Below are 25,489 nucleotides of genomic sequence, written 5' to 3' on the forward strand. Positions count from 1 at the left end.
CTTCAACGTATAGCTTTTGGCGGTAGTCGAAGCATAACTACCGGAGACTCGAATGCTGGCGGAGGCAGTGTGAGCGAGCAGGCGAGGGCTGCTGTCGTAGCCGCGTTGATTGAGCTTGCTCGAAGCGCTGATGTTCGCAATCGGGCCGATGCTGGCCATGGGCTGGCAGCATTTGCTGAAATGCCTGATGCGAAAGCCGTATTGATCTCGCTTGTTCTGGATGCCGACAACACGTTCGTCACCGCTGTTACGGCGGAGGCGCTGCTGCGCCGGAAAGATGTTGTGGGACTTGGGGTGGTCGCCGCCTCGTTCGCCGACGCGGATGGCAGTCAGTCCGAATGGATCGGGACGGCGTTGAACGACGTGTACGGGGTGTTTGCTGACGAACGAGACGTTGCGGTACGAATCTGCTCGACGTTGTCCCGTGACCCGGATGCCCAAATCAGGCGTGGGGCAATCGATCTGATCGGCTTGCTGGAACGGATCGATCCTGTTCTTCGTCCCATGTAACGGTCGTTGCTGAGACTATGCAGGGTCGGCGAGAGTGGAGAGAGTTCACCACTCGCGTTCTTCGGATACGCCGATGATGTAGCCGTCGGGATCTTGGAAGTAGAACAGTTTCATGCCGTGTTCGGTGTGTTCTTTGATCACGTTGACGAGGGGGCGGATTTTGGTGGTGTAAGCCTCGTGGTCTTTGACGGAGAGGTAGAACATGCCGAAGGCGCCGGTGGGGAAGTTTTGGAGTTGGGGGAGCCATTGGCGCAGGTTGTCTGCGTTGTAGACCATGAAGGCGAAGTTGCCTTGCCAGGTGAGCATGCGGATGTCGTCTTCGGGGTTGTCGCTGCCGGGGGCGGCTTCGAAGCCGAGGCTTTCGTAGAAGGCGACGGACGCGGTGGTGTCTGCGACGCCCAGGCAGGGGGCTACGCCGGTGGCTTTCATGGGGAACTCCTTCTGTGGGTTGGGGTTTCGAGTGATGTCAGGCGCCGGTCCATGGCTGGCTGATGCAGAAAGGTTGACCGGAGGGGTCGAGTAGGACGGTCCAGTTTTCGCCGCCGGGCTGGTGGTCGGATTTGGTTGCGCCGAGGGCGAGGAGTCGTTGCTCGGCTGCTGCGACGTCAGGGAAGGCGAGGTCGAGGTGGAAGGGTAGTTCGTCGGCGGGCCAGTTCGGGGCGGTGAACTTGGTGGCGGTGTAGAAGACGTAGGCGGTGGTGCCGTCGGTGATCATGAAGGCGGTGGGGACACCGTTTTCGTCGGGGAATTCTTGGGTGAGTTGCCAGCCCAGTGCCGCTGCGTAGAACTCGGCGAGGGCTCGGCCTTCGTGAGCCCAGAACGCATAGGAGGAGACCGTGCCGGTGGGGGCGGGGTTCGTCATGGCTGTTCACCATCGCTTTCCGTGCGTCGCTGGGTTGTGGGGTGGTTGTGAACGGCGGCGTCATCAGGGAGCTCGTACCGCTGGGCGAATGTTGAGCAAATCGCACTGAGTACATTTGTACCTTAAGGCGCGGCGGTGCAACAGGAGGTTGTGACGCGTCTCGCATTAGGTACATATGTACCCTGATGGGCATCTACCCGCGGAAATAGCTCTGATGGAGGCGCAGTGGCCGACGAACCAGCCGTCGAGGCCAAACCTGTCCGGCGACGGCGGTTCGATCCGAACCGCCGTCGCCGCATTGCGGAAGCCGCGATCCAGGTCATCGGCGAACGCGGCGTGGAGGGTCTCACGCACCGGGCCGTCGCCGAGGCGGCGGACGTTCCGATTGCGGGCACGACATACCACTACAAGGACAAGGAAGACCTGCTCCAAGCGGCGCTGGAAATTTGCGTGGCCGACTATGCCGCGATCATGGCGGCCATCCCGTCCAGCAATCCCGACTTGACGATCGCCGATGTCATCGACCAGACGGCGGATGCGCTCATCGGATGCTTCACCACCGAGCGCACCATCACGACCGTCCAGCTCGAGCTGTATGTCGCGGCTATTCGACGCCCCTCGCTGCGGCCGATCGCCGACCGCTTCATCGGGGCTACTCGAACGATGTATGCCCATTACGCCGATCAGCTCACGGCCACCCTGCTCGCCGACGCCGCGCAGGGAATTACGTTGCGCGGCATGGCAAGTGCGGAGCCCCCGACCCGGGACCAGATCCGCGACCTACTCCTTCGCTGTCTGCCCCGGTAGTCAGCTGAATACGGGTGTGTGGTCGGTCGCCGATGCGCCGACTTGACCTGAACCATTGTTGATGTTCGACGCTTGTAGTCATCACCTGCACGCGTCGAAAGGACCTGTTATGACGGAGAATCCGATTCAGCTCGCAGTGATCGTGGGAAGCACCCGGCCGGGGCGCTTCGGCCCCACGGTCGCCAACTGGTTCGTCGAACATGCCGAACAACGTGCCGACGTCGCGATCGATCTCATCGATTTGGCGGAAGGTGAACTGCCACAACATGATTCCGACCACGCAGGCACTCGCTCATCGCAGCCTGTCGGTGCGCGACTGGCGGCGGCCGACGGGTTCGTCATCGTGACACCCGAGTACAACCACAGCTACCCGGCGCCCCTCAAAAGCGCGATCGATGATCATTACACCCAGTGGCAGGCCAAGCCGATCGGATTCGTCTGCTACGGAGGCGTTTCCGGCGGCCTGCGCGCCGTCGAACACCTCCGCCACGTCTTCGCCGAACTCCACGCCGTCACCGTCCGCGACACCGTGAGCTTCCACGGCGCCGCCCAAGTCTTCGACGCGACAGGCAAACCCGCGGACCCGAAGCCCCCGGCCGTAGCCGCCGATCAACTCCTGGACCAACTCGTCTGGTGGGGAGCTGCCCTCCGTTCGGCCCGCGCCGAACGCCCCTACGTGGCCTGATCAGCGCGTGGCGCGGTGCGGGCCCGGGTGATCCTTGCGGCGGATGCAGGCGACACCGGCGCGGGGAAGCACTGCGCCACAGCGTGGTTCGCTGACGATCCGGCTCAGGTCGCCGACGTCCACTCCGGCGCGGGCGCGCGCCAAGGCGGCGCGCAGAGCGGATTCGGGATCGGGCCCGTCCGGACCCCACCCCTGCGACATTGCCGCATTGATCTCGTCTTTCGACATCACCCGGGCGATGGTCTCGTCGAGCAGTCCGGCGGCGACGACGGTGCGGATGAGGCCCTCCGGTGCTGATTCAGGCCGGTAGTCCCAGCCGTCGAGGCCGATATCTTCGGCAAGCACGTCGAGCAGAACGAGGGCTTGCCACAGCTCGGTGACTTCATCGAGAGTCAGTTGTCCGCAATGGATCAGCGCATTCGCCATGTCATAGGCGGCGTCTGCCCTGCGTGGACCTGCGCAGAGAACCTCGATGACGCCGACGCCATCGACAATCCTGCTGGCGAATACGACGCGGTGCTGTTTGCCGAGTACGTCGAGGGTGTTCCAGCCGGCCAACCGATCGCTGGTGCCACGGTTGCTCAAAGGGTGGGAGCCTGCTGGATTACCGCACAGCGTAAGCAGATCGACCAGGACGGATTCGCATTCGGCAGCTGGTAGATCCTCGAGATACTCGACGAACGCGTCGGAGAACTCGAACTCCGCCTGGCCGCCGGGGAACGATTCGCCTTTCCTCACCGATTCGCGACGCGCTCAGCCGCAAGGGTCCGCACCCTGGACTCGTCGACGCCGAGCCGGACGCACACCTCTGCGAGGTCGAACTTCCGGGTCCGCTTCGAAGCGAGATCGGCTGCGGCATCAAGGATTGCGAGTTGGGCCTCGCGAATCTTGCGCATGTCCTCGTCGATCCGATCGGCCGAATCCACAACGGCCACTGGCCGGCCGTGGCTGGTCAGTATGATGCGCTGTTCTTCGCTCGCTGCGACCAATCCGGACACGCCTTTGCGAGAAGCGGTGGTGATGGGCACCCGAACAGAAGTCATACTGCAAAACTACCTAGAAATAGGTAGAGATGCAATGCACGGAGGTCTGTTAGTGACCGGTGCTGGTCAGGGTGGCGGGGAGGGGTTGGCCGCAGTTGTTGGGAGTGGGGGTGTTGGTGAGGTGGTCGGCGAACCATTGGATGACGCGGGGGGCGACGGCTTTTTCGTTGGCGTTGTCGTGGCCGACGCCGGGGTTCCATTGGGTGGTCACGGGGGTGCCTGCGGTGCAGTAGCGCTCGACGAGGGCGGCGGTGAATTTCGGGGGGACGAGGGTGTCGTCGAGGCCTTGGGCCAGGTAGACGGGGATGCCGGGGGGCATGTCGGGGGCGCGGTTCTCCTCGAAGGCGCGGCGCCAGGCGGGGTCGGCGAGGGGGTCGCCGTTGAAGTAGTCGCCCATGCCGGGGACGACGGTGAGGCGGGCGAACAGTGCCACGAAAGGTGTTGCGGCGCAGCCGGCTGCCGCCATTTCCTGGTTGCGCGCGGCGGCCTGCGGGGTGAGCAGTGCGTTGGGGTCGAGCTGGGGGTAGGCCTTGGCGTACTGGGTGGTGAGGAAGGGGGTGACGGCCCAGCCGTTGAGAAGTTGGGGTGGACTCTCGCGGAGGATGCCCGCGATATCGGAGGCGGGGGCGGTGGCGGCGTCGGCGACGAGGTGGAGTTCGGGGGCGTAGGTGGGCGTTTGGGCGGCGGCGGCCAGGGAGATGAGGCCGCCCTGCGAGACGCCGTAGATCAGCATGTCGGTGCCAGCGTGCGCGTCGGGCATGTTGCGGGCGGCGCGGGCGGCGTTCACGGTGTCGCGGCCCTGGTCGGTGGCGACGAGGTAGTGCTCGCCGTCGCCGGTGCCCGCCGCGCCGGCGTAGTCGCTGGCGGCGACCACCCAGCCGCGGCCGAGCGCGTCGTTCAGCCAGGGCATAGATGAGGCGATCTCGGATTGCCTGCTAGGTGCGCATTCGGCGCCGAGGCTGACGGTGCCGTGCGCGAAGTTCAGGATGGGTCGATCGGTGCCGTCGGTGAGGGGCGTCCAGATCATGCCGGAGGACACCGTCGGGGTGCCGTGCCGGTCCTGCGACCAGTAGAGGATGCGCTGGCCGTGTCCGTTCACGCCCGGTAGCGACATCGGGGACGAACGGATCACGGTGCCCGGCGGGCCGGGTGAAATGCCTTGTGGCACTTGATAGAACGCGTCCAGTCGAGACTGCTCCGCGTCCTGTCGGGCAGCTTGGGTGACGACCGTTCCATACCAGCCCACCGCCACCGCGAGCACGACCAGCTGCACGCTCACCGCGACGGGCCGCCACCAGCGCAGCGTGCTCGCGCGGGGCAGCGGAGCAGTCAGCCGGACACCGCGGACCACCATCGCCGCGCCGGTGATCAACAGCGTGAGGATGGTCCACGCGGTGAAATCCAAGCCGGTACGAAACGGCAGCGTCGCGAGGATCACGCCGGCAAGCACCTGCCAGCCCGCGAACGCCGCGGAGGCGACGAGCACGTCATCGCGGCGCGCACCGGACGCCAGCCCGCAGACGCCGAGCCCGATCCAGCACGCCCCGACCCAGATCAACGACGTCGACACCGACATGGTCAGCGCGGCGATACCGAGCGCACCGAACCCGATGGCGACCAGCGCCTCGACGCCCAGCAACCGTTCAGTGCGCACGTATCCGGCGGACTCGTGGTCCGGCCGCTGATTGTCGGCTCGCGCCCACCACCACCGTGCGGCGGCAGACCCGCCGAGCATCAGCATCGCGGCCGCGACAACAACCCGTCCCTCGATGAGCGAGACACCGAAGGGCGAGTACAGCAGAACACCCGACACGAACACAGCCAACCCGGGCAGCCACCACGCGATTCCGCGTACGTCCCAGGTCCGGGCCTTGCCGGTCGCCACCTTGTCATCCTGACGCTCGCTCACGGCTGCGCCTCGCCGACGCTCGGCTCCGCCGTGCGCGAGGGCGCACTGTGCCTTCGGTTCACTCGCTGACGCTCGCTCACGGCTGCGCCTCGCTGACGCTCGGCTCCGCCGTGCGCGAGGGCGCACTGTGCCTATGGTTCACTCGCTGACGCTCGCTCACGGCTGCGCCTCGCTGACGCTCGGCTCCGCCGTGCGCGAGGGCGCACTGTGCCTATGGTTCACTCGCTGACGCTCGCTCACACCGCCGCCTCCGTCCTTCGGTTACGCGGCAAAAAGCTGGATGCCGACAACTCTACGGACGGCTGACGAACGGTCGATGTGATCTTCGTCGGCCTGTGGGGTCAGCGGTCCCGCCACCGCCGTCGCGCCCATTTTCGCGCCGCCGGGCTGACGGCGAGAATTGGGAGGAACAGTACGAATCCGACCAATACGACCGGAATCAGCAGGTAGATGAGTAGCTCGCCGAGGATTTGAACGATGGTCGGAATCGCGAACGGCACCGCCAGCGCCGCGAGCGTGATCGCCACCGGATAGGCCCCACCCGAGGCTGCGGCGATCGCCGCGATCGCGAATCCGGCCGCGAGGACGAGCCCCAACAGGGCGACGAGATAGTTGTCCCACCATGCGTGTTGTTTCGTGTGAATCGAAGCGCCTCCCAAGACGTCGGGTCCGACCCAGCCGCAGAGCCTAGCGCGGTGTCGCCACCATGACCGGCAAAGGCACGGAACACATTGTGCTGGTCAGGAACTCAGCGCGACCGGCTGAACGGGCGGTGGTGTCGCTGCGCGCGGCGTTTCCTTGCGTGTGTTCAGCCACGCGCCGACGAACATCAGCGCCGCCCCGACACCCTGCACCGGCGAGATCGTTTCACCCAGAACGACCCAGGCGCAGGCCAATCCGAATGCGGGCACCAGGAACATGGCGGTCGCGGCGGTCGCGGGCCCGACCTGCCCGACGGCGCGGTAGTAGAGGACGTACGCCAGCGCGGTCGGCAATACCCCGAGATAGGCCTGGTTGAGCCAGAATTCGAGACCGAGCTCGGACCAAGCGACGTCCGGCAGCGCCGGTGCGGCGAGCACCCCGAGCGCCACCGTGCCCGCCGCGGACGCATAAACGGTGACAGTCGGGGCGGCGAGGCGAGTAAGGATCGGCGCGCCGAGCATGGTGTAGCAGGCCCAGCAGGCCGCGGCGGCCAAGAAGGCGAGGTCGCCGAGCAGGCGGTTCCCGCCGGACGACGGAATGCCGACGAAGAAGACGACGCCGCCGGCCACCGCGGCGGCAAGGCCGAGTGCTCGCGCACCGGACGGGCGCGTACGCGAGCGCACGGCCAAGACGACGACGGTGATGACCGGCGCGGTCATCGGCACGATCACGCTGCCATCGGCTGCGGGCGCGAGGGATAACCCCAGGAAGAACAGAACGTTGTAGCCGAAGACGCCGATCAGGCCGAGCCCGGCGACGCGGGTCGCCTCCGTCGTCGGCAGCCGGGGCAGCCGCAGCACGATCACCAGCACCACGGTGCCCACCAAGAACCGCAGGAATCCGGCGACCTCGTGCGGCACATCGTGCACCGCCAGCTTCGAGGAAGCGAACGCGCTGCCCCACAACGCCATGACCAGCACAAGCAAGAGTCGAATACGCACGCTTGCGATCCTGGTTCCGAGACCGGTGCGCGGTATTGAACGCTGGTGCGGTGACAATGGTTCGGTGGCCGAGCAGGAATGGGTGACGTACCGGCGGATGGCGCACCGCCCGGTCGAGGTGATGCACGCGCACTTCGAACGGCACGTCTACCACCTGCACAGCCATGAGACGTATTCGTTCGGCCTCACCGAGTTCGGCGCGCAGAGCTTCGATTGCCGCGGTGCGTCACGGGTGAGCGCGGCGGGCATGGTGATGGCGTTCAACCCGGATGAGCCGCACGACGGCCACAGCACCACCGAGCTCGGTTTCACCTACTCGATCGTGCACATCGGCACCGAGCTGATCACCGACCTGCTGGCCGATCAGACCGGACGCCCCACCGGCCTGCCGCTTTTCGCCGACCCCGTCCTGCCCGACCCGCTGTTGTCCTCAGCGCTGCATCGCCTGTGCGCCAGTCTGATTCGACCCGCGACCGAGCTGGCCGCGGACGAGGCGCTGGCCGCATCGGTCGCCGCCATGGTGCGCCGCGGTGCCCGCCGCCCCCTGGTGAACTCGTCGGCCACCCTGCACGGTGGCGCGAGCGCCGACATCGCCCGCCGCGTCCGCACCGTCCTCGACGACCGCTACCTCGACCCGCTCTCCATGGACGACCTCGTCGAAGCCAGCGGCTGCAGCCGTTTCGCCCTCTACCGTGCCTTCCGCACCACTTACGGTCTCTCCCCGAGCGATTACCAACGCCTGCTCCGCCTCCGCGCCGCCCGCCGCCTGATCGCCGCAGGCCACCCCGTCGCCCGAGCCGCCACCGAATCCCGCTTCGCCGACCAAGCCCACCTGACTCGCTGGTTCCGCCGCTGCTACGGCATCACCCCCGGCATCTACGCCACCGCCGCTTGAATCGCGAAACCGGGCGGTACCAGGTAACCGGATCGACTACCGAACCTCGGGCGGCCGCGGCCACGGGTTGTCTTCGATGTGTTCGACGGACTGATTGAACCGGGCGATCAGTCTGCTCAACTGGTCGACGTCGGTGTCGTCCCAGTCGGCGACGACCGTGCCGATCCCTTCGCGGCTCTGTCGGCGGTCGGCGGCCAGTACTTCGAGACCCTTGCTGCTGGCTTGGATCTTGCGGGCGATGCCGCCGTCGGGGTCGGGGACGCGGTCGACGAGGCCCTGCTTGAGCATCGCGGCGACCTGGCGGTTGATGGTGGAGATGTCGAGTTGGAAAGCTTCGGACAACTCGCGCAGGCTCAGAGCGGTGTCGAATTCCAGCCTGGTGAGGATGAGGAAGGCCGAGCGGTCGAGCTGGAAGCCGGGGCGGCGGAGTAGCGACGCGGGGAAGTGCCGGGCGAGCAGGGTCAGCTCGAAGACCAGGCGGGTGAGGGCCGCGTTGTCGGCGGGACCGGATTCGGACATGGGGCTCACTATGTCGTGTTCGTCACGACGATATCAAATTGTGCACGATACACATCGTGTGTAGCGTGCACATTCGTGACTGTTGCTGCCGACGCGTCTTCGACCGCCTCCGATACCGATGACGGACGGCGCCCGGCGCCTGCCGTGCTCATCGCGACCCTCGGTATGGTCGGTGTCGTCGTCTCGCTGATGCAGACGCTGGTCATCCCGATCATTCCGACGTTGCCGGACCTGCTGAACACCTCCGCGTCCAACGCCTCCTGGGTGGTTACCGCGACGCTGCTCGCCGGTGCGGTGGCGACGCCGATCAGCGGTCGCCTCGGCGACATGTTCGGCAAGCGACGGGTGCTGTTCGCCAACCTGCTCTCGCTGGTCGCCGGTTCCGTGGTCTGCGCCACCTTCTCCGCGCTGGTTCCCGAGATCGTCGGGCGCTCGCTGCAGGGTGCGGCGGTCGGCGCGATCCCGCTGGGCATCAGCATCATGCGCGACGAACTGCCGGCTGAGAAGGTGGGTTCGGCGATGGCGATCATGAGCGCGACGCTCGGCGTCGGCGGTGCCCTCGGCCTGCCGCTGGCCGCGGTGATCGCGCAGAACGCGGATTGGCACATGCTCTTCTGGACCGCGGCGGGCCTCGGCCTGGTCTGTGCCGTCCTGGTTTTCGTGTTCGTGCCGGAGTCGCCGGTGCGCACCCCGTCCCGGTTCGATTTCGGTGGCGCGCTGGGCCTTTCGATCGCGTTGCTGGCGCTGCTGATTCCGATCACCAAGGGTGCGGACTGGGGCTGGGGCAGCCCGACGACGCTGATCCTGTTCGCGGTGTCGCTGGTGGTGTTCCTCGGCTGGGGTTGGTACGAGCTGCGCCAGGGGGCGCCGCTGGTCGACCTGCGGGTCTCGGCGCGGCCGCGGGTGCTGTTCACCAACGTGGCCTCGATCGCGGTCGGCTTCGCGCTCTACGGGATGTCGCTGACCTTCCCGCAGCTGCTGATGGCGCCCGAGCAGACCGGTTATGGTTTCGGCCTCAGCATGGTGAACGCCGGATTGGCGCTGGCACCAACCGGTTTCGTGATGATCCTGCTCTCGCCGGTGTCGGCGAAGCTGTCCGCCGCCCGTGGTCCGAAGATCACGCTGGCGCTCGGCTCCGCGGTGATCGCGGCGGGCTACCTGTGCGCCGTAGTGCTGATGAACAGCGTCTGGGAGATCATGCTGGCGTCGATGATCGTCGCCGCGGGCGTCGGCCTGGCCTACGCCGCGATGCCCGCGCTGATCATGGGTGCGGTGCCGATCACCGAGACCGCGGCGGCCAACGGGCTCAACTCGCTCATGCGCTCCGTCGGTACCTCCACCTCGTCGGCGGTGATGAGCGTCGTGCTCGCGCACATGACCATGCAGCTCGGTGTGCACGTCTTCCCGTCCCGCGACGGATTCCACACCACCTTCCTCATCGCCACCGCGGCCGCCGTGGTCGCGATCGTGCTGACCACGCTGATTCCGATGCGCAAGGCGCCGGATGCGGCGGCGACGGTGGGGCACGCCTGACCCGAACAGCATTGAGGCCGGCCCGAGTTCGCTCGGGTCGGCCTTGTCTGATTCCGGGGCAGGCGGATTCGCCGCGCACATCGATGCCTGCACACCGAGCAGTAAGGCGAGCGACGTACTGCCCGTGATCAGTCGTCCTGGCTTACCGCCTCGGTGTAGCGGCGGGCCAGCGTGCGGATGTGCGCGACCAGCTCGGGCGGACCTTCGACGCGGAAGTCCATCATCAGCATGCTGAGGTAGATGGCGATGGTTTCCAGGGCGTCGGCACCGGTCACCAGCACGCAGGTGTCGGCGTCGACGGCTTCCACGACACCGACGGCGGGATTGATTCGGGCGATGACGGTTTCGGCAGGGGCCAGGACGGTGACCCGTGCGTGCACCTTCCATGCGGTGCTCGCGATGTGCCGCATGACGAAGGCGACCAGGTCGTCGTCGGGCAGGGCGCGAGCGGCGAAGCGGCGGCTGCCCGGGCTCGCCTGCTGGATTCTGGCGACGGGAATCGCACTCCAGGAATGGGTTTCGAGATGGTAGGCGACCAGGTACCAGCGGCGCTGCCAATTGATGAGTCGATAAGGTTCGACTTCCTCGCGGTGCGCCGGGTCGATCTGGTCGATCGAAACCGTTGCCCCGTCCCGGATAGCACCGGCCAGTGTGGTCAGGACCGCGGCCGGGACCGGGGCGTCCGGTTCCCTGGAGCCGGTGGTGGCCGGGCCGATGGCGGTGGCCTCGCGCAGCGCGGTCACCTTGCGCTGCAAGCGTTTCGGCAGGATCTGGTCCAGTTTGGCCAGGGCGCGGGTGACGTTGTCGCTGATATCCGCGATCCCGGTGGCGCCGTCCTCGGCCAGCCCGACGGCGACCGCGACGGCCACCGCCTCGTCGTCGTCCAGCAGTAGCGGCGGCATGGTGGAGCCGCGACCGAGCCGGTAACCGCCGATCGCACCACGTTGCGCCTGCACGGGATAGCCGAGTTCGCGGAGGCGTTGGATGTCGTTGCGCAGGGTGCGATCGGTGATGTCCAGCCGCTCGGCCAATTCCCGGCCGGTGTGGGCGCGGTCCTGTAAAAGCGCCAGCAAACGCAGCACGCGCACTGTGGTCGGCGTCACATCAAGCCTCTCGAAAATTAGGAATGATATCAGCCTAATGGACTCATAAGCTCATGTCAGAAGCAAGGAACACCCACTCGAAAGGCCCTGACATGAACGCCACCAGCACCGCCATCGCCACCCTGAACCCCGTCTGGCGCGACGTGCTCGCCGAGTCCTACCGCGCGCTGGCAACCGTGGTCGCCGGCGTCCGCGATGACCAGTGGCAGCTGCCGACCCCGTGCTCGGCGTGGAATGTGACGCAGGTGGTGCAGCACGCCGCGGGCGATCAGCTCGCCTACGCCGCGACCCTCGGCATCGGCGGCGGCCCCTCCGAGAACCCCTTCGAGCCGTCCGGCCACATCGACGGCGCACCGGCCGCGTTGGTCGGCGACGCGATCGAGCAGACCGCCGCCGCTTGGGCGACCGTCGCCGACGGCACCGAATCCGTGCCGACGCCGCTGCCGCACGGCGTCCTCGCCACGCCGGTCGCCGCCGTGATGGGCGCGCTGGACGCCGCGGTGCACGCCTGGGACATCGCGATGGCCACCGGCCAGCCGTCGCCGCTGACCGAGGAATTGGCCGGCTATCTGCTCACCGCCGCGCGCTCCGGACACCCCGCACCCGGCAGTGGCGAGGAGACGGAAATCGTTGAGCCGCTGCGTCAGTGGGGCGCCTACGCCGCGATCGTCGATGGTAAGTCCGAGGACACCGCGGTCGATGAACTGCTGCGCTACCTCGGTCGTGACCCGCAGGCTTGAGGCACCGAGCGCGGCGCAATTCCGGTTTGCCGCCGACGCGAGAAACGCACCCCTTTTGACTTCCCGCACCCGAAATCGCAGGCGATTCGATGGGTGTGGGGGATCAAAGGGGGTGCGGTCGTTAGGAGCGGGCAGATATCACCGAGCGGTGACGAACCCCTGCGCGACCATCCAGTCGCGGGCCACCTCGGCCGGCTCCCGGCCCTCCACGTCGACCTGACGATTCAGCTCGGTGATCTCCTCGTTGGTGAGGCGCCGGGAGATCGGCTCCAGGACGGTGGCGACCTGGGGGTGGGCGTCGGCGAAGGATTTCCGCATCACCAGTGCCGCATTGTATTTCGGGAAGAAGGCCTGATCATCTTGCAGCAGCACGAGATTCAGGGCGGGAATGCGTCCGTCGGTCGCGGCGACCGAGCCGAACCGGCACTGTTTGGCGTCGGCGGTGGCCTGATAGACCACGGCATCCTGCACGATCTGCTTACGAACCTTGCCCGCGTCGATGTTGTACTTGCGGGCCAGACCGGGGAATCCATCCTGGCGCACATTGAATTCGGTGCCGACGCAGGTGGCCGCGGCCGCAGGGTCTTTCGCGATCAACGCGGCGTAGTCCGACAACGTCCGGACGCCGGTCTCTTCGGCGGTACGCGAGCTCGTCACCAGAGCGTAGGTGTTGTTCATCGGCGCCATCGCCGTCCACACCATGCCGTGCGCGGCGAGGTCGGCCTCGCGGACCGCCTCGAACTGGCCGACCTCGTCCGGGATCGGGGTCTCCTTGCCGAGGTAATTGATCCAGCCGGTGCCGGTGTAGTCGTAGGCGACATCGATCTGGCCGTGCAGCTGGGCGTCGCGAAGACTGTTGGAGCCCTGGATGTTCGTCAGGTCACGCACCTCGGCGCCTGCCGCGGACATGGCGAATTCGATGAGATAGCCCAGAATGTTCTGCTCGGTGAAGTCCTTGGAGCCCACGATGATTCGGGCGCCTTCGAGTTCGGGCACCGGACCGATGCTGCCCGGCCCAACCCGAAGCGGCACCGCGCCACCGGATTCCAGTCCACAGCCCGCGACCAGCAGCAGCCCGGCCGCCGCCGCAAGGCCACGCCACCACCGGTTCACTTCAGCCCCCTCGGTCCGAGAAACTGCTCGGCGAGCGCGCCGAGCCAGTCGACCAGCAGGGCGAGCGCGACCGCGAGAACGGCGCCGACCACCAGCGTGACGTTGTCGCGCAGCTTGTAGCCGGTGTCGATCAGGATGCCGAGACCACCGGCGCTCACCAGGAACGACAGGGTCGCGGTGCCGACCGCCAGCACCAGCGAGGTGCGCAGGCCGGCCAGGATGTAGGGCACGGCGAGCGGGAACTCGATGCGGCGCAACACCGTTGCCGCCGACATGCCCTGTCCGCGCCCGGCGTCGGTGAGGGTTTGATCGACCTGCTGATAGCCCAGGATGGTGTTGCGCAGCACCGGAAGCAACGAATAGAACGCGATCGGCGCGACACCGATCCAGAAGCCGGTGGTTCGCGTGGCGAGATAGCACAGCACGATGAGGCCGACGGCCGGTGCGGCCGCGCCGATATTGGCGATGCCGACGAAAACCGGTGCCAGACGGCGGTATCCGGGCCGGGTGAGCAGGGTGCCGAGCGGCACGGCGACCACAACGACGATCAAGACGACGGTCGCCGAGATCACCACGTGCTGCCAGGTGACGGTCATGATGTTGCGGGCATTGAGGCTGGCCTGCTGGGTGGTGGTCAGGTCCCGGGCGAAGGCCCACACCAGCACGCCCGCGGTGAGCAGCAGCACGACCACCGGTTGGATGAGCAGCCGGATGCGCTCGGCCCGGCGCTGAGCGGCGGGCGCGGACGTCGCGGGTGGTGTGCCCGTGGCCGCCGTCACGGGGCTGCTCCCGGTGCGGGGCGGCCGGAGCCGTGCTCGGCGCGCATCGCCGACAGGTGCGCGACCAGCGTGTCGATGGTGATCAGCCCGGCGTACTCGCCGCGCTTGCCGGTGACCACCGCGTTCGCCGTCTGATCGGCGAGCAAGGCCTCCAGTGCGTCCTGCAGGGTCGACCGCAGCGACAGCGGCTCGCCGATCGGGGATCCGGTGCCGCGCAACGAGTTCGCGTGTGCCAGGTGGTCGGCCGATACCCAGCGCAGCGGTCGTCGTTGCTTGTCGAGCACCAGCGCCCACGGCCAGTCCTGCCCGGCCAGCGCGGTCCGCAACGCCTCGACCGGCTCGTCCTCCGTGGCGGTCGGGCATTGCCCGAGTTCGACATCGCTCACCCGGGTGAGGGTGAGCTGTTTGAGCGACGCGTCCGCGCCGACGAAACCCGCGACCGTCTCGTCCGCGGGGTCGGCGAGAATCGCCGCCGGAGTGTCGTACTGCAGGATGCGGGACTGGTTGCCCAGCACCGCGATCCGGTCGCCGAGCTTGACCGCCTCGGTGAAATCGTGGGTGACGAAGACGATGGTCTTGCCCAATTCGCCTTGCAGCCGCAGCAATTCGTCTTGCAGCAGACCGCGGGTGATCGGATCGACCGCGCCGAACGGCTCGTCCATCAGCAGTACCGGCGGGTCGGCGGCGAGCGCGCGGGCGACGCCGACGCGTTGCTGCTGGCCGCCCGACAGTTGCCGGGGGTAGCGGTCGCGATAGGTGTCGGGGTCCAGGCCCACCAGGTCCAGCATCTCGTCGGTGCGGGCCGCGATCTTCTTGCGGTCCCAGCCGATCAGGCCGGGCACCGTCGCGACATTCTTGGCGACCGTCATGTGCGGGAACAATCCGGCCTGCTGGATCGAGTAGCCGATGCCGCGGCGCAACTGGTCGGGGTTCATCGACGCGGCGTCGCGCCCGCCGATGGTGATGGTGCCGGAGGTGGGCTCGATCAGCCGGTTGATCATCCGCATGGTGGTGGTCTTGCCGCAGCCGGAAGGCCCGACGAGCACGACGATTTCGCCCGCCGGGATGGTCATCGACACCTGGTCGACGGCCGGATCGCGCTGGCCTGGATAGTGTTTGGTGACGCCGTCGAGCACGATCTCCTCGCCGGACACCGCCGATTCGATGGCGCCGGAACGGGTTTCGGTGTCAGTCACGGATTCCCCTCGAGGTGGTGAGACGCCCGATCAGGACGTAGATCCCGTCCAGTACGAGCGCGAGGACAACGATCAGCACCGTGCCGACCAGGGCCTGCGGCACCGCGTTCGGGCTACCGAGGCGGGCGAGGCCGGAGAAGATCAGGTTGCCGAGTCCCGGGCCCTTGGCGTAGGCGGCGATGGCGAGAATGCCCATGATCAGCTGCGTGCTCACCCGCATGCCCGCCAACACGGCGGGCCAGGCGAGGGGGAGTTCGATGGCAGTCAGTATTCGCAGCCGGTTCATGCCGACGCCGCGGGCCGCGTCGGTGACCGCGGGATCCACCGAGGACAGGCCGATGATGGTGTTGCGCAGGATCGGCAGCAGGGCATAGAGCACCAGCGCGGTGATCGTCGGGGCGACACCGAGGCCGAGTATCGGGATCAGCAGGCCGAGTAGCGCGAACGACGGCACGGTGAGGATGGCGCTTGCCACCGCCGTCGCGATCGATGAGCCGAGCGGGCTGCGGTGCACCAGAATGCCGATCAGCACCGCGACGATCGTCGCGAGCAGCACCGACTGCACCACCGCTGACACATGCAGGTAGGAGTCGATGAGCAGCTGATGTCGCCGGTGTACTACGAAGGTCCACAGCGTGTCCAGGGTCCTACCTCCCCGTCGCCCGGTGTCCTGGGAGGGTAGCGCGGATTCGGTTCGCCCGGACGGTATTCCGGGCGGCGGCGCGCCGCCCGGAATCGAGCTCCGAGGTCAGACCGCGGATCGGATATCGGTGTGGCCGAAGTCGTTGCCCTTGTACAGCAGTGGCTTCTTGGTGACGGTGGCGAGTGCGTACGCGAAGCAGTCGCCCAGGTTGAGCTTTGCCTTATGCCCGCTGCCCTTGCCGAAATCGCGATACGCTGCCCGAGCGATGGCGGCTTGCTCGAGCGAGACCGGGACGAGTTCGATCTGTGCCCGATCCATCAGTTGTTCTGCGCGTCGCGCCAGCACCGGATTCGGATGCCGGTCGACTTTGATCGATACCTCGAAGTGATTGACGACCGACATCGCGAGGCTGTGGGTCGATCCGAGAATCTCGATGAACGAGTCGGATTCGGGTTCCTCGTTGAGGATGGCGAGCAGAGCGGACGCATCCACGATCATGCGGGCAACCCCTCATCATCGTAGAGATCGTCCGTGGTCAGCGGCTCGTATCCGGACTCCTTCATGATCGCGTGGATATCTGCGGCAATCATCCGGAGTTCTTCGAGCCGAGTGTGCTGCTCGGCGTCCAGTTCTTTCAACATGCGTTTCAGTGCCTCCTCGACAACGCTGGTTTGGGACATCCCCGTCCGCTCCGCTGCCTCACGCACCAAGGCGTGCACCTTCTCATTTTTTATGTTCAAGCCCATTGGGTTCTACCTTCCAGGACCGGGATGGTAGAACTCTACCGCTAGCGGGCTCGGGAAGGAAATGGTTTTTCGAGAGGGGAACCGTGATGCCCGCTTGTTCGTCCAACTCAGCAAGGACCAACGACGGTCGCGAGCACGATGAACCGGGGGACAGATGGCGGAGCGACAGGTCAGCACCTCGCATCGGGTGCGTTCCCACAGCGCGGGTGCCAGACACGGTCGTCCAGACCGGCGGACCGGCCCATGGCTCGCGGTGGTGCTGGTGGTAGTCGCGCTCGTGGTGGCGGGGGTGTTGGGAGTGCTCTGGTGGCAAGACCATTCGAACCCGGCGGCGATCGTCGGGCAGCGCGGCACCGAGTTCCCGGTGATCGATCGCTCGACGCTGGACCAGACGCAGGCTCGAATCGTCGCGGTCACGGAGCGGGAGTTTCGTGACCCGGGCGCAGGCACCAAGTACGCAGAAGGGGTGACCGAACCGTGGTGCGCGGACTTCGTGAGCTGGGTGATGCGCGAGGCAGGCGCACCGCTGGCGAACCCGAATTCGGGCTCCTGGCGGATCCCCGGGGTGTACACCCTGCAGGAGTACTACGCGAGCACCGGAAGGTTCGCGCCCATCGGCTACCAGCCGCGCACCGGTGACGTGCTGCTCTACGACGGCACCAGCCCGTTCGGTCAGCACACCAACATCGTGCTGAAGTCCGACGCAGGCACCGTGACAACCATCGGTGGAAACGAGTTCGGTGAGATCAGCATCCACACGTTCCCGTTGGCCGAGGCCGGGGGAATTGTCGGATTCGGGCGATTGTGAGAACCGTTGTCGGCCAACGGCGGTCGGTACGGGGTGCGCGGGGCGGGCGAGCCGCGGTGATAGCCCTACGATAGAAGTGGCGGCGCCCGGCAGCGCCGTCGCCGATCCCCGCCCTGCCTCCCCCTCATCGGCAGGACGGGGATCTCGGGTTCAGACTCGTGCAAGTTCCGGGCAATGTCGGTCGCGTAGCGTGTCGAGTGTCCATCGAGAGGTGAGGGTTCCGGAACATCTGATGCAGCCGAGCGACGAAACGAGCAGCGATCCCGCCTGGATCGACTATGCCGACTTCGGCGAGCGCTTCGTCACCGCCGCGGTGACGAAGGACCGGATCGAGGCGGCGGTGGCCGGGATGACCGGCCGCGGCATGACGATCGGCCCGTTCTCGCTGGGTCCGGCCGGCCTCGCGGGTTTTGTCGCCGAGGGCAAGGTCGGTAAGCCGGAGGTGGTGCACAGCGGTCCGCACGTCACCTTCCAGGTCACCGTGCCGGTGTCACTGGCGCTGAAGGTGATGCTCGGCGGCAAGAAATTGCGGCTGGAAGCACGCGTCGAGATCGATCTGACCCTGCACGCGCGTACCGCCGACCCCCTGCTGATCGTCATCGACATCCCGCCGGTCACCCCGCCCGATGTCAGCTTCGTGCTGCGCGCCCAAGCGGTGGACGCGGCCGGGGAACTGCTGCTCGACCCGATCGCGGGACTGGTGCAACGTGAGGTCGCGGCCAGGGTGAACGGCATGCTCGCCGACCCGCAGGCACGGCGCAGCCGAGTCTTCGACGTCGAGGCCATCGTGAGTGGCACCCCTTCGGTGCACCGTCAGCAGGCCGAGTTCGACTGGATCGGCTACGACGAATTCGGGCATCGGTTCTTCTCCCACATCGTCACCCGGGATCGGGTGTTCGACGTGGTGGAGCGGATGGCGGGACGGCCGATCGAGGTCGGGCCGCTCAAGACCGGGCCGGGCAAATCGGCGACGGTCACCGTGCGCGGCAATGTCCGCGTGCCGCAGCTGGCCGACAAGGCGGACACACCACGCGCTTTCGACCTGACGCTGCCGGTCAGCCTCGACATCACCGTGGACGTGCTGAAGGCCAATCGCTATCGCGCCGATGTGGAGGTGCCGCTGGTGTTGACCGCGCGCGCCGCCGACCCGCTGCTGATCGTGATCGACGTGCCGCCGCCGGACCCGGACGATATCCGGCTGGAGTTCAAGGCGCACGGTGTTCGCGCGGCGACGCTCGGTGCGCTCGCGGGGATCAAGAAGCAGGTGATCGCCCAGGTCGCCGGGGTGGTGCGGAAAGAGCTCGCCGACAGCTCGGGTCGGACGATAGACGTCGCCGCTCGTATCGGATCGTCGGCTCCCCGGAGTACTCCTGGCGCGTCCGAATCTTCAGAGGCCGACTCCGCAGACTCGGCAGAAGCGTCCAGCCGGACCTAGCCGCCGGTACCGCTCGCCGGTGATAGTTCGCGTCTCGTGCCAGCAGTAACCGATTCTTGCGAAGCCGAGTCTTCGCGAACTACAGCGTGCCGGATTCCGGTATCCCATGCCCGGAGCAGGTCGATCCCCATGTGACCAATGTGAAAGGGTGTGTCCCGTGGGTCTGGCGGTTCCCAAGTGAATATGGTGAAATAAGTACACGTTCGAGGCTCCCGGCGCGTACGCAATGTTTGGGGAAGGTGCGCCGGGCACGCTGCCAGCCATAGTCGGGGTTGCGCGAAGGAGTCCTACGATGCGTTCCATTTCGGTGTCCCGGCGTGAGCTATTCGGGTATGCCGCAGCCGCGGCCGCGCTCGGCATGACCGCCGCGGCGACACCCGCCACCGCCGCCGATGCCTACGGCACCCTCATCGACTACTCGGGCGGCGTGCCGTCGGCGGAGTCGATCAGGGACGCCGGGCATCTCGGCGTGATCCGGTACGTCTCCGACCGGCGTCCCGGTGCGGAGTGGATGGCGGGCAAGCCGCTGCGTGCCGACGAGGTGGACCAGCTGCACGAGGCCGGCCTGTATATCGTGTCCTGCTATCAATTCGGTAAGGGGCCCACCGCCGACTGGCGCGGCGGACTGGAGGCAGGCAAGAAGCACGCCCAGCGCGGGCTCGACTTGCACCGTGCCGCAGGCGGTCCCGACAACGTGCCGATCTACGCCTCCATCGACGACAACCCGACCGCGGTCGAATTTGCCACCATGATCGCGCCCTATCTGCTCGGCTGGGAGTCGGTGCTCGGCAAGGAGAACACCGGCATGTACGCCAATGCCCCCACCATCGAACTGGCCCGCGTCGCGGGCCTGGGTTCCTGGTATTGGCAACACAATTGGGGCTCGAAGGGGGTCCTGCACCCCGCCGCGCACCTGCACCAGTTCGAGATCGACAAGCGCTCACTGGACGGCATCGGCATCGACCTCAACAACATCCTCGCCACCGACTTCGGTCAGTGGTAGCCCGCCGAATGTAGGCCCTGTGTCGAAGTCCCACCCGGCCGGATGACACGGCCCTAAGTCTGGCAGTGGCTCAGCGGCGCTTCACGCAGATCGGGTTCCTCATCGGGCACCACCCGCAACGTCGGCCGCGTGTCCGGTGCCTCGTGATCGCCGAGCCAGGAGAACAGCGACCACCGGGACAAACCGGAGAACGCCGAACCCAGGCTGGTGAACGAGAACGAGGAGATGGCCGACCCGAACGAGCCGATGGAGCCGATCGACAGCACCGAGCCGACGCTGCCGATCGAGAGGATCGAGTAGGCCGAGCCGATGGACAGGATGGAGCCCTCGGATCGGATGGACAGTATCGATCGATGCGAGCGCCTGCTCCGAATGGAGCGGCCGGGCCGTATCGAATGTTCGATCGTCGCCATAGTTAGCGGTCTACCACAATCGCCACCCGCTCATGCGTCATCGCGGCGATTCGGCAGCGGGATGTCGTACAGACGACAAAGGCGGCGACCACAATGGGTCGCCGCCTTCATCCGAAAATCATGCGACGGTGAAGAATCCGAGCGTCGGCAGGAACGAGCAGGTGCGCGGGTCGGCGTCGTCGGCCTTGGTGGTCAGCGAGCCGGACACCACCGCGACGACCCGGCCGGAACCGGTGTCGGCGATCGCGGACAGCGTGGCCGGGCCACCGGGGTTGATCTTGGCCTCGTCGGTCAGCGGCTGGAAACCGGTCTGCCGGGTATCCAGGTTCATCCACTGCACCGTCATCGGCGGGTTCTGCTCCGCTGTCGGCGCCTTGGTGCCGAGCGCGGTGAACACGAACCCGGCCTGACCGGCCTTCGGTCCGGGCGGCGGCAGCTGGGCCGGGCCGGACACGGCGAGTGCGGTACCGATCGAGTCGGCGGTCGGGCCGATGCAGCCCTTGCCGATGGTCGGGTACAGGAACTGGGCGATGACCGGGCCGTCCTGCGGCAGTTCGGGGCCACCGCCACCGCTGCCGTCCAGGAAGGTGATGATCCGTTCCAGCGTGGACTTGATCTGCGGCGGCAGGCCCAGCGTCGCGAGCAGCCTGCGGGCTTGATCGAGGATGGCGGACTGCGGACCAGCCGCGATATCGGCGGGGCCGGCGATCGAACCGATGATGGCGGGGGCCAGGGCGGCGAGGGCGTCGATCGGGACGCCTTCCGGAACCATCGGCACGGTGTTCGGGGACGCCGCAGGCGCGGGCGCGGGCGCCGCGACTGCAGTCGTCGGCGCGGCAAGCGTGGCACTCGCCGCGATGGCGAGCGCGGACAATGCAATCCGCGATCCTCGGGTGCGAAGCACTGGTCTAGCCGTCCTTACCTCGGGTACATCTGGGGCCGATGCTGAAAAGCCATCGTTTCGGGGGTCACTCTAGGGACATCGCGGCTATGTGTACAGCTGCAGCGCCCTACTGATGGTGCGGACGATCAGTGTTATCAGACGTTAGCGTGCCCCAGGTGTTACTGGTGTTAAAGGTGATGCAAATGTTATCAGTGATTCCCATGGAGCCACTGATGCCAGGGTGCGACGACCGGGATCGACGCTGCGGTTAATCTAGTCGCAGCCGTCCATCCTTGTCGCCGAACACTCGCATCGCCGGGTGCCGGGCCGACGTACCGCACCCGAGTCGAAAGCCTGCGATTTGAACCGTCAACTCCGATGGGCTGTCTCGGCACTCGGTCTGTCCGTGCTGGCCAGGCTGCTCTGGATGTTCTTGAACAAGAACGGGATCAACGTCGTCGACCTCCACGTGTACGTGGACGGCTCGGCGTCGCTGCTGACCGACCGGCTCTACGACTTCACCTACGCGGAGAAGACCCCGGACTTCCCGCTGCCGTTCACCTATCCACCGTTCGCGGCGCTGGTGTTCTTCCCGCTGCACTATCTGCCCTTCACGGTCGTCGCCGTCGGCTGGTTGCTGGCCACCGTCGCCGCGCTCTATGTCGTCGTGCGGATCGCGCTGGAATTGATCCTCGGCACGGAGCGGGTGCGCGAGCCGGGCTGGCAGGCCGCCGCCGTCGGCTGGACCGCGCTGGGCCTGTGGATGGAGCCGGTGCGAACCACGATCGACTACGGCCAGGTCAACGTCTTCCTGGTGCTCGGCGCGATGGTCGCGGTGCGCAGTTCGCGGTGGTGGTTGTCCGGCGGGCTGATCGGCGTCATCGCCGGGATCAAGCTGACCCCGGCGATCAGCGGCCTGTACTTCGTCGCGCAGCGGCGCTGGCTCACCGTGGTGTGGTCGGCCGTGGTGTTCGGCGCGACGGTCGGGATCAGCTTCCTGATCGCCCCGCACATGGCGGACCATTACTTCGGCAAGCTGCTCGGTAAGGCCGATCGGATCGGTCCCGTCGGCTCGGTGTGGAACCAGTCGCTGCGCGGCGCGCTGAGCCGGATCCTCGGGTACGACGTGGAATCCGGCCCGTGGTGGCTGGCCGGGGTGCTGGTCGTCGCGGTGCTGGCCCTGCTGGCCTGGCGGGCGCTCGCGTTCGACGACCGGATGGGCACGCTGATCGTGGTGCAGATGTTCGGGCTGCTCGTCTCGCCGATCTCCTGGTCGCACCACTGGGTCTGGCTGCTGCCGACGGTGCTGTGGCTGCTCTACGGTCCGCTGCGGCAGGCGCCCGGCGCCAAGATCATGGCGGGCTACTGGCTGGTGACGACGTTGATCGGGGTGCCGTGGGTGCTCTCGTTCGCCCAGGACTCGATCTGGACCATCCCGCGACCGGCGGTGCTCGCCTGGCTCGGCACGGTGAACGTGCTCGGGGCGCTGGTGTTCTTCGTCTGGGTGATCAAGGTCGGCCGCCGCTCGCAATCCGACCCGGCGGAGACGGCGCGCGTGCTCGCCGTGGGCCGCACGCGCGCCGCCTAGGGGTATCAGCCGAGCTGTGCGGCGAACTGGTCGATCTTGCGGGCCAGCTCGACGTCCAGCGCGGTGAGACCGCCGGAATCATGGGTGGACAGCGCGAACCGCACCTTGCGCCAGCGGATATCGATGTCGGGGTGATGGTTGGCCGCCTCGGCCGCCTCGGCGACCTGACGGACCAGCTCGATGCCCGCGAGGAAGCTGGGCGCCTGGACGGTGCGCGTCAGGACATCGCCGTCCCTGGTCCAGTCCGGCAGTTCGGTCAGGGCCTCGGCGAGTTCGGTTTCGGTCAGCAACGGAGCACTCATAACCCCGGTTCTACTCCTGTGCCGGGAGTGATGTCCGTCATTGTCGGATCAGCCGAGCGCAGCGCGTCGCGCGGGCCGGCGCGGCGGCGCGAAAAGGTCAGGCGGCGCGCGCCTGCTTGAGCGCTTTCTTCAGGTCTTTGCCGCAGATGCCTGCGGCTTCGCACTTCTTCATACGCATAATGACCACAGGGCATTTCAGGCAGCGCGTCTTTTTTCGACAGCACTTTTTCTTCGGTTTCAAGCGTGAAACCTGCTTAGCCTTGACCTTGCCCATGTCGGTTAGCATACCCTTAGTACGGTGCCTGAAGCGTTGGGGTGACCCGAACGCAGGTAGGGTGTATATGGCCGCAATGCCCGGTGAGTTTCGATTCTCCACCTGTTTGCAGGGGTCGGCCGGTACCAACACCTAACAGCAGGAGGATTCAGCGTGTCGTCTGCGCGCGATTTTCGCAACGTCGCCATCGTGGCCCACGTCGACCACGGTAAGACGACGCTGGTCGACGCCATGCTCCGCCAATCCGGCGCCTTCGCCGAACGAGCCGAGCTCGTCGATCGGGTGATGGACTCCGGTGATCTGGAGCGCGAGAAGGGCATCACCATTCTCGCCAAGAACACCGCGGTGCATAAGCACCACCCGGACGGTTCCGTCACCGTCATCAACGTGATCGACACACCGGGCCACGCCGACTTCGGTGGTGAGGTCGAACGCGGCCTGTCCATGGTCGACGGTGTCGTGCTGCTGGTCGACGCCTCCGAGGGTCCGCTGCCGCAGACCCGGTTCGTGCTGCGTAAGGCACTTGCCGCGTCGTTGCCGGTGATCCTGGTGGTCAACAAGACCGACCGTCCCGACGCCCGGATCGAGGAGGTCGTCGAGGAGAGCCACGACCTGCTGCTCGACCTGGCCTCCGATCTGGACGACTCCGCCGCCGAGGCCGCCGAGCTCGCGCTCGACCTGCCGGTGCTCTACGCCTCCGGCCGTGAGGGCAAGGCGTCGAAGGAGCGTCCGGAGAACGGGCACGCCCCCGACGCGGAGAATCTCGACGCACTGTTCGAGGTGCTGCTCAACAACATCCCGGCGCCCAAGGGCGACCCGGCCGCGCCGCTGCAGGCGCACGTCACCAACCTGGACGCCTCGGCGTTCCTCGGCCGCCTCGCGCTGGTCCGCATCTACCAGGGCGAGCTGCGCAAGGGCCAGAACGTCGCGTGGATGCACGCCGACGGCGTCAAGCAGGTGAAGATCACCGAGCTGCTGCAGACGATCGGTGTCGAGCGGCAGCCCGGCGAGGTCGCCGTGGCCGGTGACATCGTCGCCATTGCGGGCATCCCGGAGATCATGATCGGCGACACCCTCGCCGACATCGACAATCCGGTCGCACTGCCGCGGATCACCGTCGACGAGCCCGCCATCTCGGTGACCATCGGCACCAACACCTCGCCGCTGGTCGGCCGGGTGCAGGGCCACAAGCTCACCGCCCGCATGGTGAAGTCGCGCCTGGACCAGGAACTGGTCGGCAACGTGTCGCTGCGCGTGCTCGACATCGGCCGCCCGGACGCCTGGGAGGTGCAGGGCCGTGGTGAGCTCGCGCTGGCCATCCTGGTCGAGCAGATGCGCCGCGAGGGCTTCGAGCTGACCGTCGGCAAGCCGCAAGTGGTCACCAAGCAGGTCGACGGCAAGGTGCACGAGCCCTACGAAGAGCTCACCATCGACTGCCCCGACGAGTACCTCGGTGCGGTCACCCAGCTGCTGGCCGCCCGCAAGGGCAAGATGGTGCAGATGGCCAACCACAGCGCGGGCTGGGTGCGGATGGAGTTCATCGTCCCGTCGCGCGGCCTGATCGGCTTCCGTACCGACTTCCTCACCGAGACCCGAGGCACCGGCATCGCCAACGCCGTGTCGCACGGCTACGCGCCGTGGGCAGGCGAGATCCGGGCTAGGCACACCGGTGCGCTGGTGTCGGACCGGGCAGGCACGGTGACCCCGTTCGCGATGATCCAGCTCGCCGACCGCGGCCAGTTCTTCGTGGAGCCGGGTGCGGACACCTACGAGGGCATGGTCGTGGGCATCAACCCGCGCGCCGAGGACCTCGACATCAACGTGACCCGCGAGAAGAAGCTGACCAACATGCGCAGCTCCACCGCGGACGTGTTCGAGACGCTGGCCAAGCCGCTGCACCTCGATCTGGAAGCCGCGATGGAGTTCTGTTCCGACGACGAGTGCGTCGAGGTCACCCCGGAGGTGGTCCGCGTGCGCAAGGTCATCCTCGGTGCGACCGAGCGTGGTCGCGAGAACTCGCGCCGGAAGGCTCGGGACCGGGCCGCGCTGTAAATCGC

At 66.9% G+C, this 25,489-nt stretch carries 30 protein-coding genes; 11 read left to right on the plus strand and 19 right to left on the minus strand.

Features of this window, described 5'->3' with window-relative positions:
- Positions 1–69 precede the first annotated feature (69 nt).
- Complete coding sequence (locus NN4_RS27310; protein ID WP_147137305.1) at positions 70–510, plus strand: hypothetical protein; 441 nt, start codon at positions 70–72, stop codon at positions 508–510.
- Positions 511–555: 45 nt separating this feature from the next.
- Here the strand turns inward: NN4_RS27310 and NN4_RS27315 are convergent, their stop codons facing one another.
- Both NN4_RS27315 and NN4_RS27320 read right to left on the minus strand, forming a co-directional pair.
- Positions 556–939, minus strand: coding sequence for a VOC family protein (locus tag NN4_RS27315; RefSeq protein ID WP_147137308.1), 384 nt, complete (start codon positions 937–939; stop codon positions 556–558).
- A 37-nt stretch (positions 940–976) separates the two neighbouring features.
- Positions 977–1,372, minus strand: a complete 396-nt coding sequence (locus tag NN4_RS27320; RefSeq protein WP_147137310.1) for a VOC family protein — start codon at positions 1,370–1,372, stop codon at positions 977–979.
- Positions 1,373–1,597: 225 nt separating this feature from the next.
- Between NN4_RS27320 and NN4_RS27325 the strand changes: the two genes are divergently transcribed.
- Both NN4_RS27325 and NN4_RS27330 read left to right on the plus strand, forming a co-directional pair.
- On the plus strand, positions 1,598–2,179 hold the full coding sequence (locus tag NN4_RS27325; RefSeq protein ID WP_147137312.1) for a TetR/AcrR family transcriptional regulator: 582 nt from the start codon (positions 1,598–1,600) through the stop codon (positions 2,177–2,179).
- 109 nt (positions 2,180–2,288) lie between these two features.
- Positions 2,289–2,864 carry an NADPH-dependent FMN reductase gene (locus NN4_RS27330; RefSeq protein ID WP_147137314.1) on the plus strand — a complete coding sequence of 192 codons (576 nt, stop codon included), beginning with the start codon at positions 2,289–2,291 and terminating at the stop codon, positions 2,862–2,864.
- Here NN4_RS27330 and NN4_RS27335 read toward each other — a convergent pair whose 3' ends face one another.
- The 5 genes from NN4_RS27335 to NN4_RS27355 form a co-directional block, all read right to left on the minus strand.
- Positions 2,865–3,602 (minus strand): hypothetical protein, encoded by a 738-nt coding sequence (locus NN4_RS27335; RefSeq protein WP_147137315.1) that lies wholly within the window; start codon positions 3,600–3,602, stop codon positions 2,865–2,867.
- Positions 3,599–3,907, minus strand: a complete 309-nt coding sequence (locus NN4_RS27340) for a type II toxin-antitoxin system prevent-host-death family antitoxin (RefSeq protein WP_147137317.1) — start codon at positions 3,905–3,907, stop codon at positions 3,599–3,601. Before NN4_RS27340 ends, NN4_RS27335 begins: the two co-directional genes overlap by 4 nt.
- A gap of 49 nt (positions 3,908–3,956) precedes the next feature.
- Complete coding sequence (locus NN4_RS27345) at positions 3,957–5,816, minus strand: lipase family protein (protein WP_147137319.1); 1,860 nt, start codon at positions 5,814–5,816, stop codon at positions 3,957–3,959.
- 341 nt (positions 5,817–6,157) lie between these two features.
- The gene (locus NN4_RS27350) at positions 6,158–6,475 is read right to left on the minus strand and encodes a hypothetical protein (RefSeq protein WP_147137321.1); all 318 of its coding nucleotides are present in this window, start codon (positions 6,473–6,475) and stop codon (positions 6,158–6,160) included.
- A gap of 81 nt (positions 6,476–6,556) precedes the next feature.
- Positions 6,557–7,459: a DMT family transporter gene (locus NN4_RS27355; RefSeq protein WP_147137323.1), complete on the minus strand. Its 903-nt coding sequence runs from the start codon at positions 7,457–7,459 to the stop codon at positions 6,557–6,559.
- Positions 7,460–7,523: 64 nt separating this feature from the next.
- Between NN4_RS27355 and NN4_RS27360 the strand changes: the two genes are divergently transcribed.
- Complete coding sequence (locus NN4_RS27360; RefSeq protein ID WP_222595181.1) at positions 7,524–8,354, plus strand: AraC family transcriptional regulator; 831 nt, start codon at positions 7,524–7,526, stop codon at positions 8,352–8,354.
- A 36-nt stretch (positions 8,355–8,390) separates the two neighbouring features.
- On the opposite strand, the gene NN4_RS27365 is transcribed toward NN4_RS27360, so the two are convergent.
- Positions 8,391–8,873 carry a MarR family winged helix-turn-helix transcriptional regulator gene (locus NN4_RS27365; RefSeq protein WP_135233185.1) on the minus strand — a complete coding sequence of 161 codons (483 nt, stop codon included), beginning with the start codon at positions 8,871–8,873 and terminating at the stop codon, positions 8,391–8,393.
- A 75-nt stretch (positions 8,874–8,948) separates the two neighbouring features.
- Between NN4_RS27365 and NN4_RS27370 the strand changes: the two genes are divergently transcribed.
- A complete protein-coding gene (locus NN4_RS27370; protein WP_222595182.1) occupies positions 8,949–10,406 on the plus strand; it encodes an MFS transporter in 1,458 nt (485 codons plus the stop codon).
- Positions 10,407–10,534: 128 nt separating this feature from the next.
- Here NN4_RS27370 and NN4_RS27375 read toward each other — a convergent pair whose 3' ends face one another.
- Positions 10,535–11,509 (minus strand): helix-turn-helix transcriptional regulator, encoded by a 975-nt coding sequence (locus NN4_RS27375; protein WP_147137325.1) that lies wholly within the window; start codon positions 11,507–11,509, stop codon positions 10,535–10,537.
- 92 nt (positions 11,510–11,601) lie between these two features.
- On the opposite strand from NN4_RS27375, the gene NN4_RS27380 reads away from it, so the two are divergent.
- A complete protein-coding gene (locus tag NN4_RS27380) occupies positions 11,602–12,249 on the plus strand; it encodes a TIGR03086 family metal-binding protein (RefSeq protein WP_147137327.1) in 648 nt (215 codons plus the stop codon).
- A 138-nt stretch (positions 12,250–12,387) separates the two neighbouring features.
- On the opposite strand, the gene NN4_RS27385 is transcribed toward NN4_RS27380, so the two are convergent.
- The 6 genes from NN4_RS27385 to NN4_RS27410 form a co-directional block, all read right to left on the minus strand.
- Complete coding sequence (locus NN4_RS27385; protein WP_147137329.1) at positions 12,388–13,362, minus strand: glycine betaine ABC transporter substrate-binding protein; 975 nt, start codon at positions 13,360–13,362, stop codon at positions 12,388–12,390.
- Positions 13,359–14,141, minus strand: a complete 783-nt coding sequence (locus NN4_RS27390; RefSeq protein ID WP_147137332.1) for an ABC transporter permease — start codon at positions 14,139–14,141, stop codon at positions 13,359–13,361. The genes NN4_RS27385 and NN4_RS27390 overlap by 4 nt, the downstream gene beginning before the upstream one ends.
- Positions 14,138–15,337, minus strand: coding sequence for an ABC transporter ATP-binding protein (locus NN4_RS27395; protein ID WP_147137334.1), 1,200 nt, complete (start codon positions 15,335–15,337; stop codon positions 14,138–14,140). Before NN4_RS27395 ends, NN4_RS27390 begins: the two co-directional genes overlap by 4 nt.
- Positions 15,330–15,980 carry an ABC transporter permease gene (locus tag NN4_RS27400; RefSeq protein WP_147137337.1) on the minus strand — a complete coding sequence of 217 codons (651 nt, stop codon included), beginning with the start codon at positions 15,978–15,980 and terminating at the stop codon, positions 15,330–15,332. The genes NN4_RS27395 and NN4_RS27400 overlap by 8 nt, the downstream gene beginning before the upstream one ends.
- 105 nt (positions 15,981–16,085) lie before the next feature.
- Positions 16,086–16,478: a type II toxin-antitoxin system VapC family toxin gene (locus tag NN4_RS27405; RefSeq protein ID WP_147137340.1), complete on the minus strand. Its 393-nt coding sequence runs from the start codon at positions 16,476–16,478 to the stop codon at positions 16,086–16,088.
- Positions 16,475–16,726: a type II toxin-antitoxin system VapB family antitoxin gene (locus NN4_RS27410; protein ID WP_147137343.1), complete on the minus strand. Its 252-nt coding sequence runs from the start codon at positions 16,724–16,726 to the stop codon at positions 16,475–16,477. The genes NN4_RS27405 and NN4_RS27410 overlap by 4 nt, the downstream gene beginning before the upstream one ends.
- A 154-nt stretch (positions 16,727–16,880) precedes the next feature.
- Between NN4_RS27410 and NN4_RS27415 the strand changes: the two genes are divergently transcribed.
- The 3 genes from NN4_RS27415 (at position 16,881) to NN4_RS27425 (ending at position 19,972) form a co-directional block, all read left to right on the plus strand.
- Positions 16,881–17,534 (plus strand): CHAP domain-containing protein, encoded by a 654-nt coding sequence (locus NN4_RS27415; RefSeq protein ID WP_147137347.1) that lies wholly within the window; start codon positions 16,881–16,883, stop codon positions 17,532–17,534.
- Between the two features lie 211 nt (positions 17,535–17,745).
- On the plus strand, positions 17,746–18,969 hold the full coding sequence (locus tag NN4_RS27420) for a hypothetical protein (RefSeq protein ID WP_246181113.1): 1,224 nt from the start codon (positions 17,746–17,748) through the stop codon (positions 18,967–18,969).
- A gap of 292 nt (positions 18,970–19,261) precedes the next feature.
- A complete protein-coding gene (locus tag NN4_RS27425) occupies positions 19,262–19,972 on the plus strand; it encodes a DUF1906 domain-containing protein (RefSeq protein ID WP_147137350.1) in 711 nt (236 codons plus the stop codon).
- Positions 19,973–20,025: 53 nt separating this feature from the next.
- On the opposite strand, the gene NN4_RS27430 is transcribed toward NN4_RS27425, so the two are convergent.
- Both NN4_RS27430 and NN4_RS27435 read right to left on the minus strand, forming a co-directional pair.
- Positions 20,026–20,385, minus strand: a complete 360-nt coding sequence (locus tag NN4_RS27430; protein ID WP_147137354.1) for a hypothetical protein — start codon at positions 20,383–20,385, stop codon at positions 20,026–20,028.
- Between the two features lie 118 nt (positions 20,386–20,503).
- Positions 20,504–21,289 carry an Rv1157c family protein gene (locus NN4_RS27435; protein ID WP_107659136.1) on the minus strand — a complete coding sequence of 262 codons (786 nt, stop codon included), beginning with the start codon at positions 21,287–21,289 and terminating at the stop codon, positions 20,504–20,506.
- Between the two features lie 298 nt (positions 21,290–21,587).
- On the opposite strand from NN4_RS27435, the gene NN4_RS27440 reads away from it, so the two are divergent.
- On the plus strand, positions 21,588–22,856 hold the full coding sequence (locus tag NN4_RS27440) for a mannosyltransferase (RefSeq protein WP_147137357.1): 1,269 nt from the start codon (positions 21,588–21,590) through the stop codon (positions 22,854–22,856).
- Between the two features lie 5 nt (positions 22,857–22,861).
- Here the strand turns inward: NN4_RS27440 and NN4_RS27445 are convergent, their stop codons facing one another.
- Complete coding sequence (locus tag NN4_RS27445) at positions 22,862–23,158, minus strand: 4a-hydroxytetrahydrobiopterin dehydratase (protein WP_147137360.1); 297 nt, start codon at positions 23,156–23,158, stop codon at positions 22,862–22,864.
- A gap of 97 nt (positions 23,159–23,255) precedes the next feature.
- Positions 23,256–23,432, minus strand: a complete 177-nt coding sequence (locus NN4_RS45210; RefSeq protein ID WP_167768842.1) for a hypothetical protein — start codon at positions 23,430–23,432, stop codon at positions 23,256–23,258.
- Between the two features lie 153 nt (positions 23,433–23,585).
- Between NN4_RS45210 and typA the strand changes: the two genes are divergently transcribed.
- Positions 23,586–25,484, plus strand: a complete 1,899-nt coding sequence (gene typA / locus NN4_RS27450; protein WP_147137363.1) for a translational GTPase TypA — start codon at positions 23,586–23,588, stop codon at positions 25,482–25,484.
- Positions 25,485–25,489 lie beyond the last annotated feature (5 nt).

Origin of the sequence: Nocardia ninae NBRC 108245 (assembly GCF_007990755.1) — a bacterium.
In the GTDB taxonomy this organism is placed as follows: domain Bacteria; phylum Actinomycetota; class Actinomycetes; order Mycobacteriales; family Mycobacteriaceae; genus Nocardia; species Nocardia ninae.

Excerpts from the sequence above, each read along its gene's own strand:
- NN4_RS27315 (WP_147137308.1), bottom strand. The coding sequence starts at position 939 with ATGAAAGCCACCGGCGTAGCCCCCTGCCTGGGCGTCGCAGACACCACC.
- NN4_RS27320 (WP_147137310.1), bottom strand. The coding sequence starts at position 1,372 with ATGACGAACCCCGCCCCCACCGGCACGGTCTCCTCCTATGCGTTCTGG.
- NN4_RS27330 (WP_147137314.1), top strand. The coding sequence starts at position 2,289 with ATGACGGAGAATCCGATTCAGCTCGCAGTGATCGTGGGAAGCACCCGG.
- NN4_RS27340 (WP_147137317.1), bottom strand. The coding sequence starts at position 3,907 with ATGACTTCTGTTCGGGTGCCCATCACCACCGCTTCTCGCAAAGGCGTG.
- NN4_RS27365 (WP_135233185.1), bottom strand. The coding sequence starts at position 8,873 with ATGTCCGAATCCGGTCCCGCCGACAACGCGGCCCTCACCCGCCTGGTC.
- NN4_RS27380 (WP_147137327.1), top strand. The coding sequence starts at position 11,602 with ATGAACGCCACCAGCACCGCCATCGCCACCCTGAACCCCGTCTGGCGC.
- NN4_RS27405 (WP_147137340.1), bottom strand. The coding sequence starts at position 16,478 with ATGATCGTGGATGCGTCCGCTCTGCTCGCCATCCTCAACGAGGAACCC.
- NN4_RS27410 (WP_147137343.1), bottom strand. The coding sequence starts at position 16,726 with ATGGGCTTGAACATAAAAAATGAGAAGGTGCACGCCTTGGTGCGTGAG.
- NN4_RS27415 (WP_147137347.1), top strand. The coding sequence starts at position 16,881 with ATGGCGGAGCGACAGGTCAGCACCTCGCATCGGGTGCGTTCCCACAGC.
- NN4_RS27425 (WP_147137350.1), top strand. The coding sequence starts at position 19,262 with ATGCGTTCCATTTCGGTGTCCCGGCGTGAGCTATTCGGGTATGCCGCA.
- NN4_RS27430 (WP_147137354.1), bottom strand. The coding sequence starts at position 20,385 with ATGGCGACGATCGAACATTCGATACGGCCCGGCCGCTCCATTCGGAGC.
- NN4_RS27445 (WP_147137360.1), bottom strand. The coding sequence starts at position 23,158 with ATGAGTGCTCCGTTGCTGACCGAAACCGAACTCGCCGAGGCCCTGACC.
- NN4_RS45210 (WP_167768842.1), bottom strand. The coding sequence starts at position 23,432 with ATGGGCAAGGTCAAGGCTAAGCAGGTTTCACGCTTGAAACCGAAGAAA.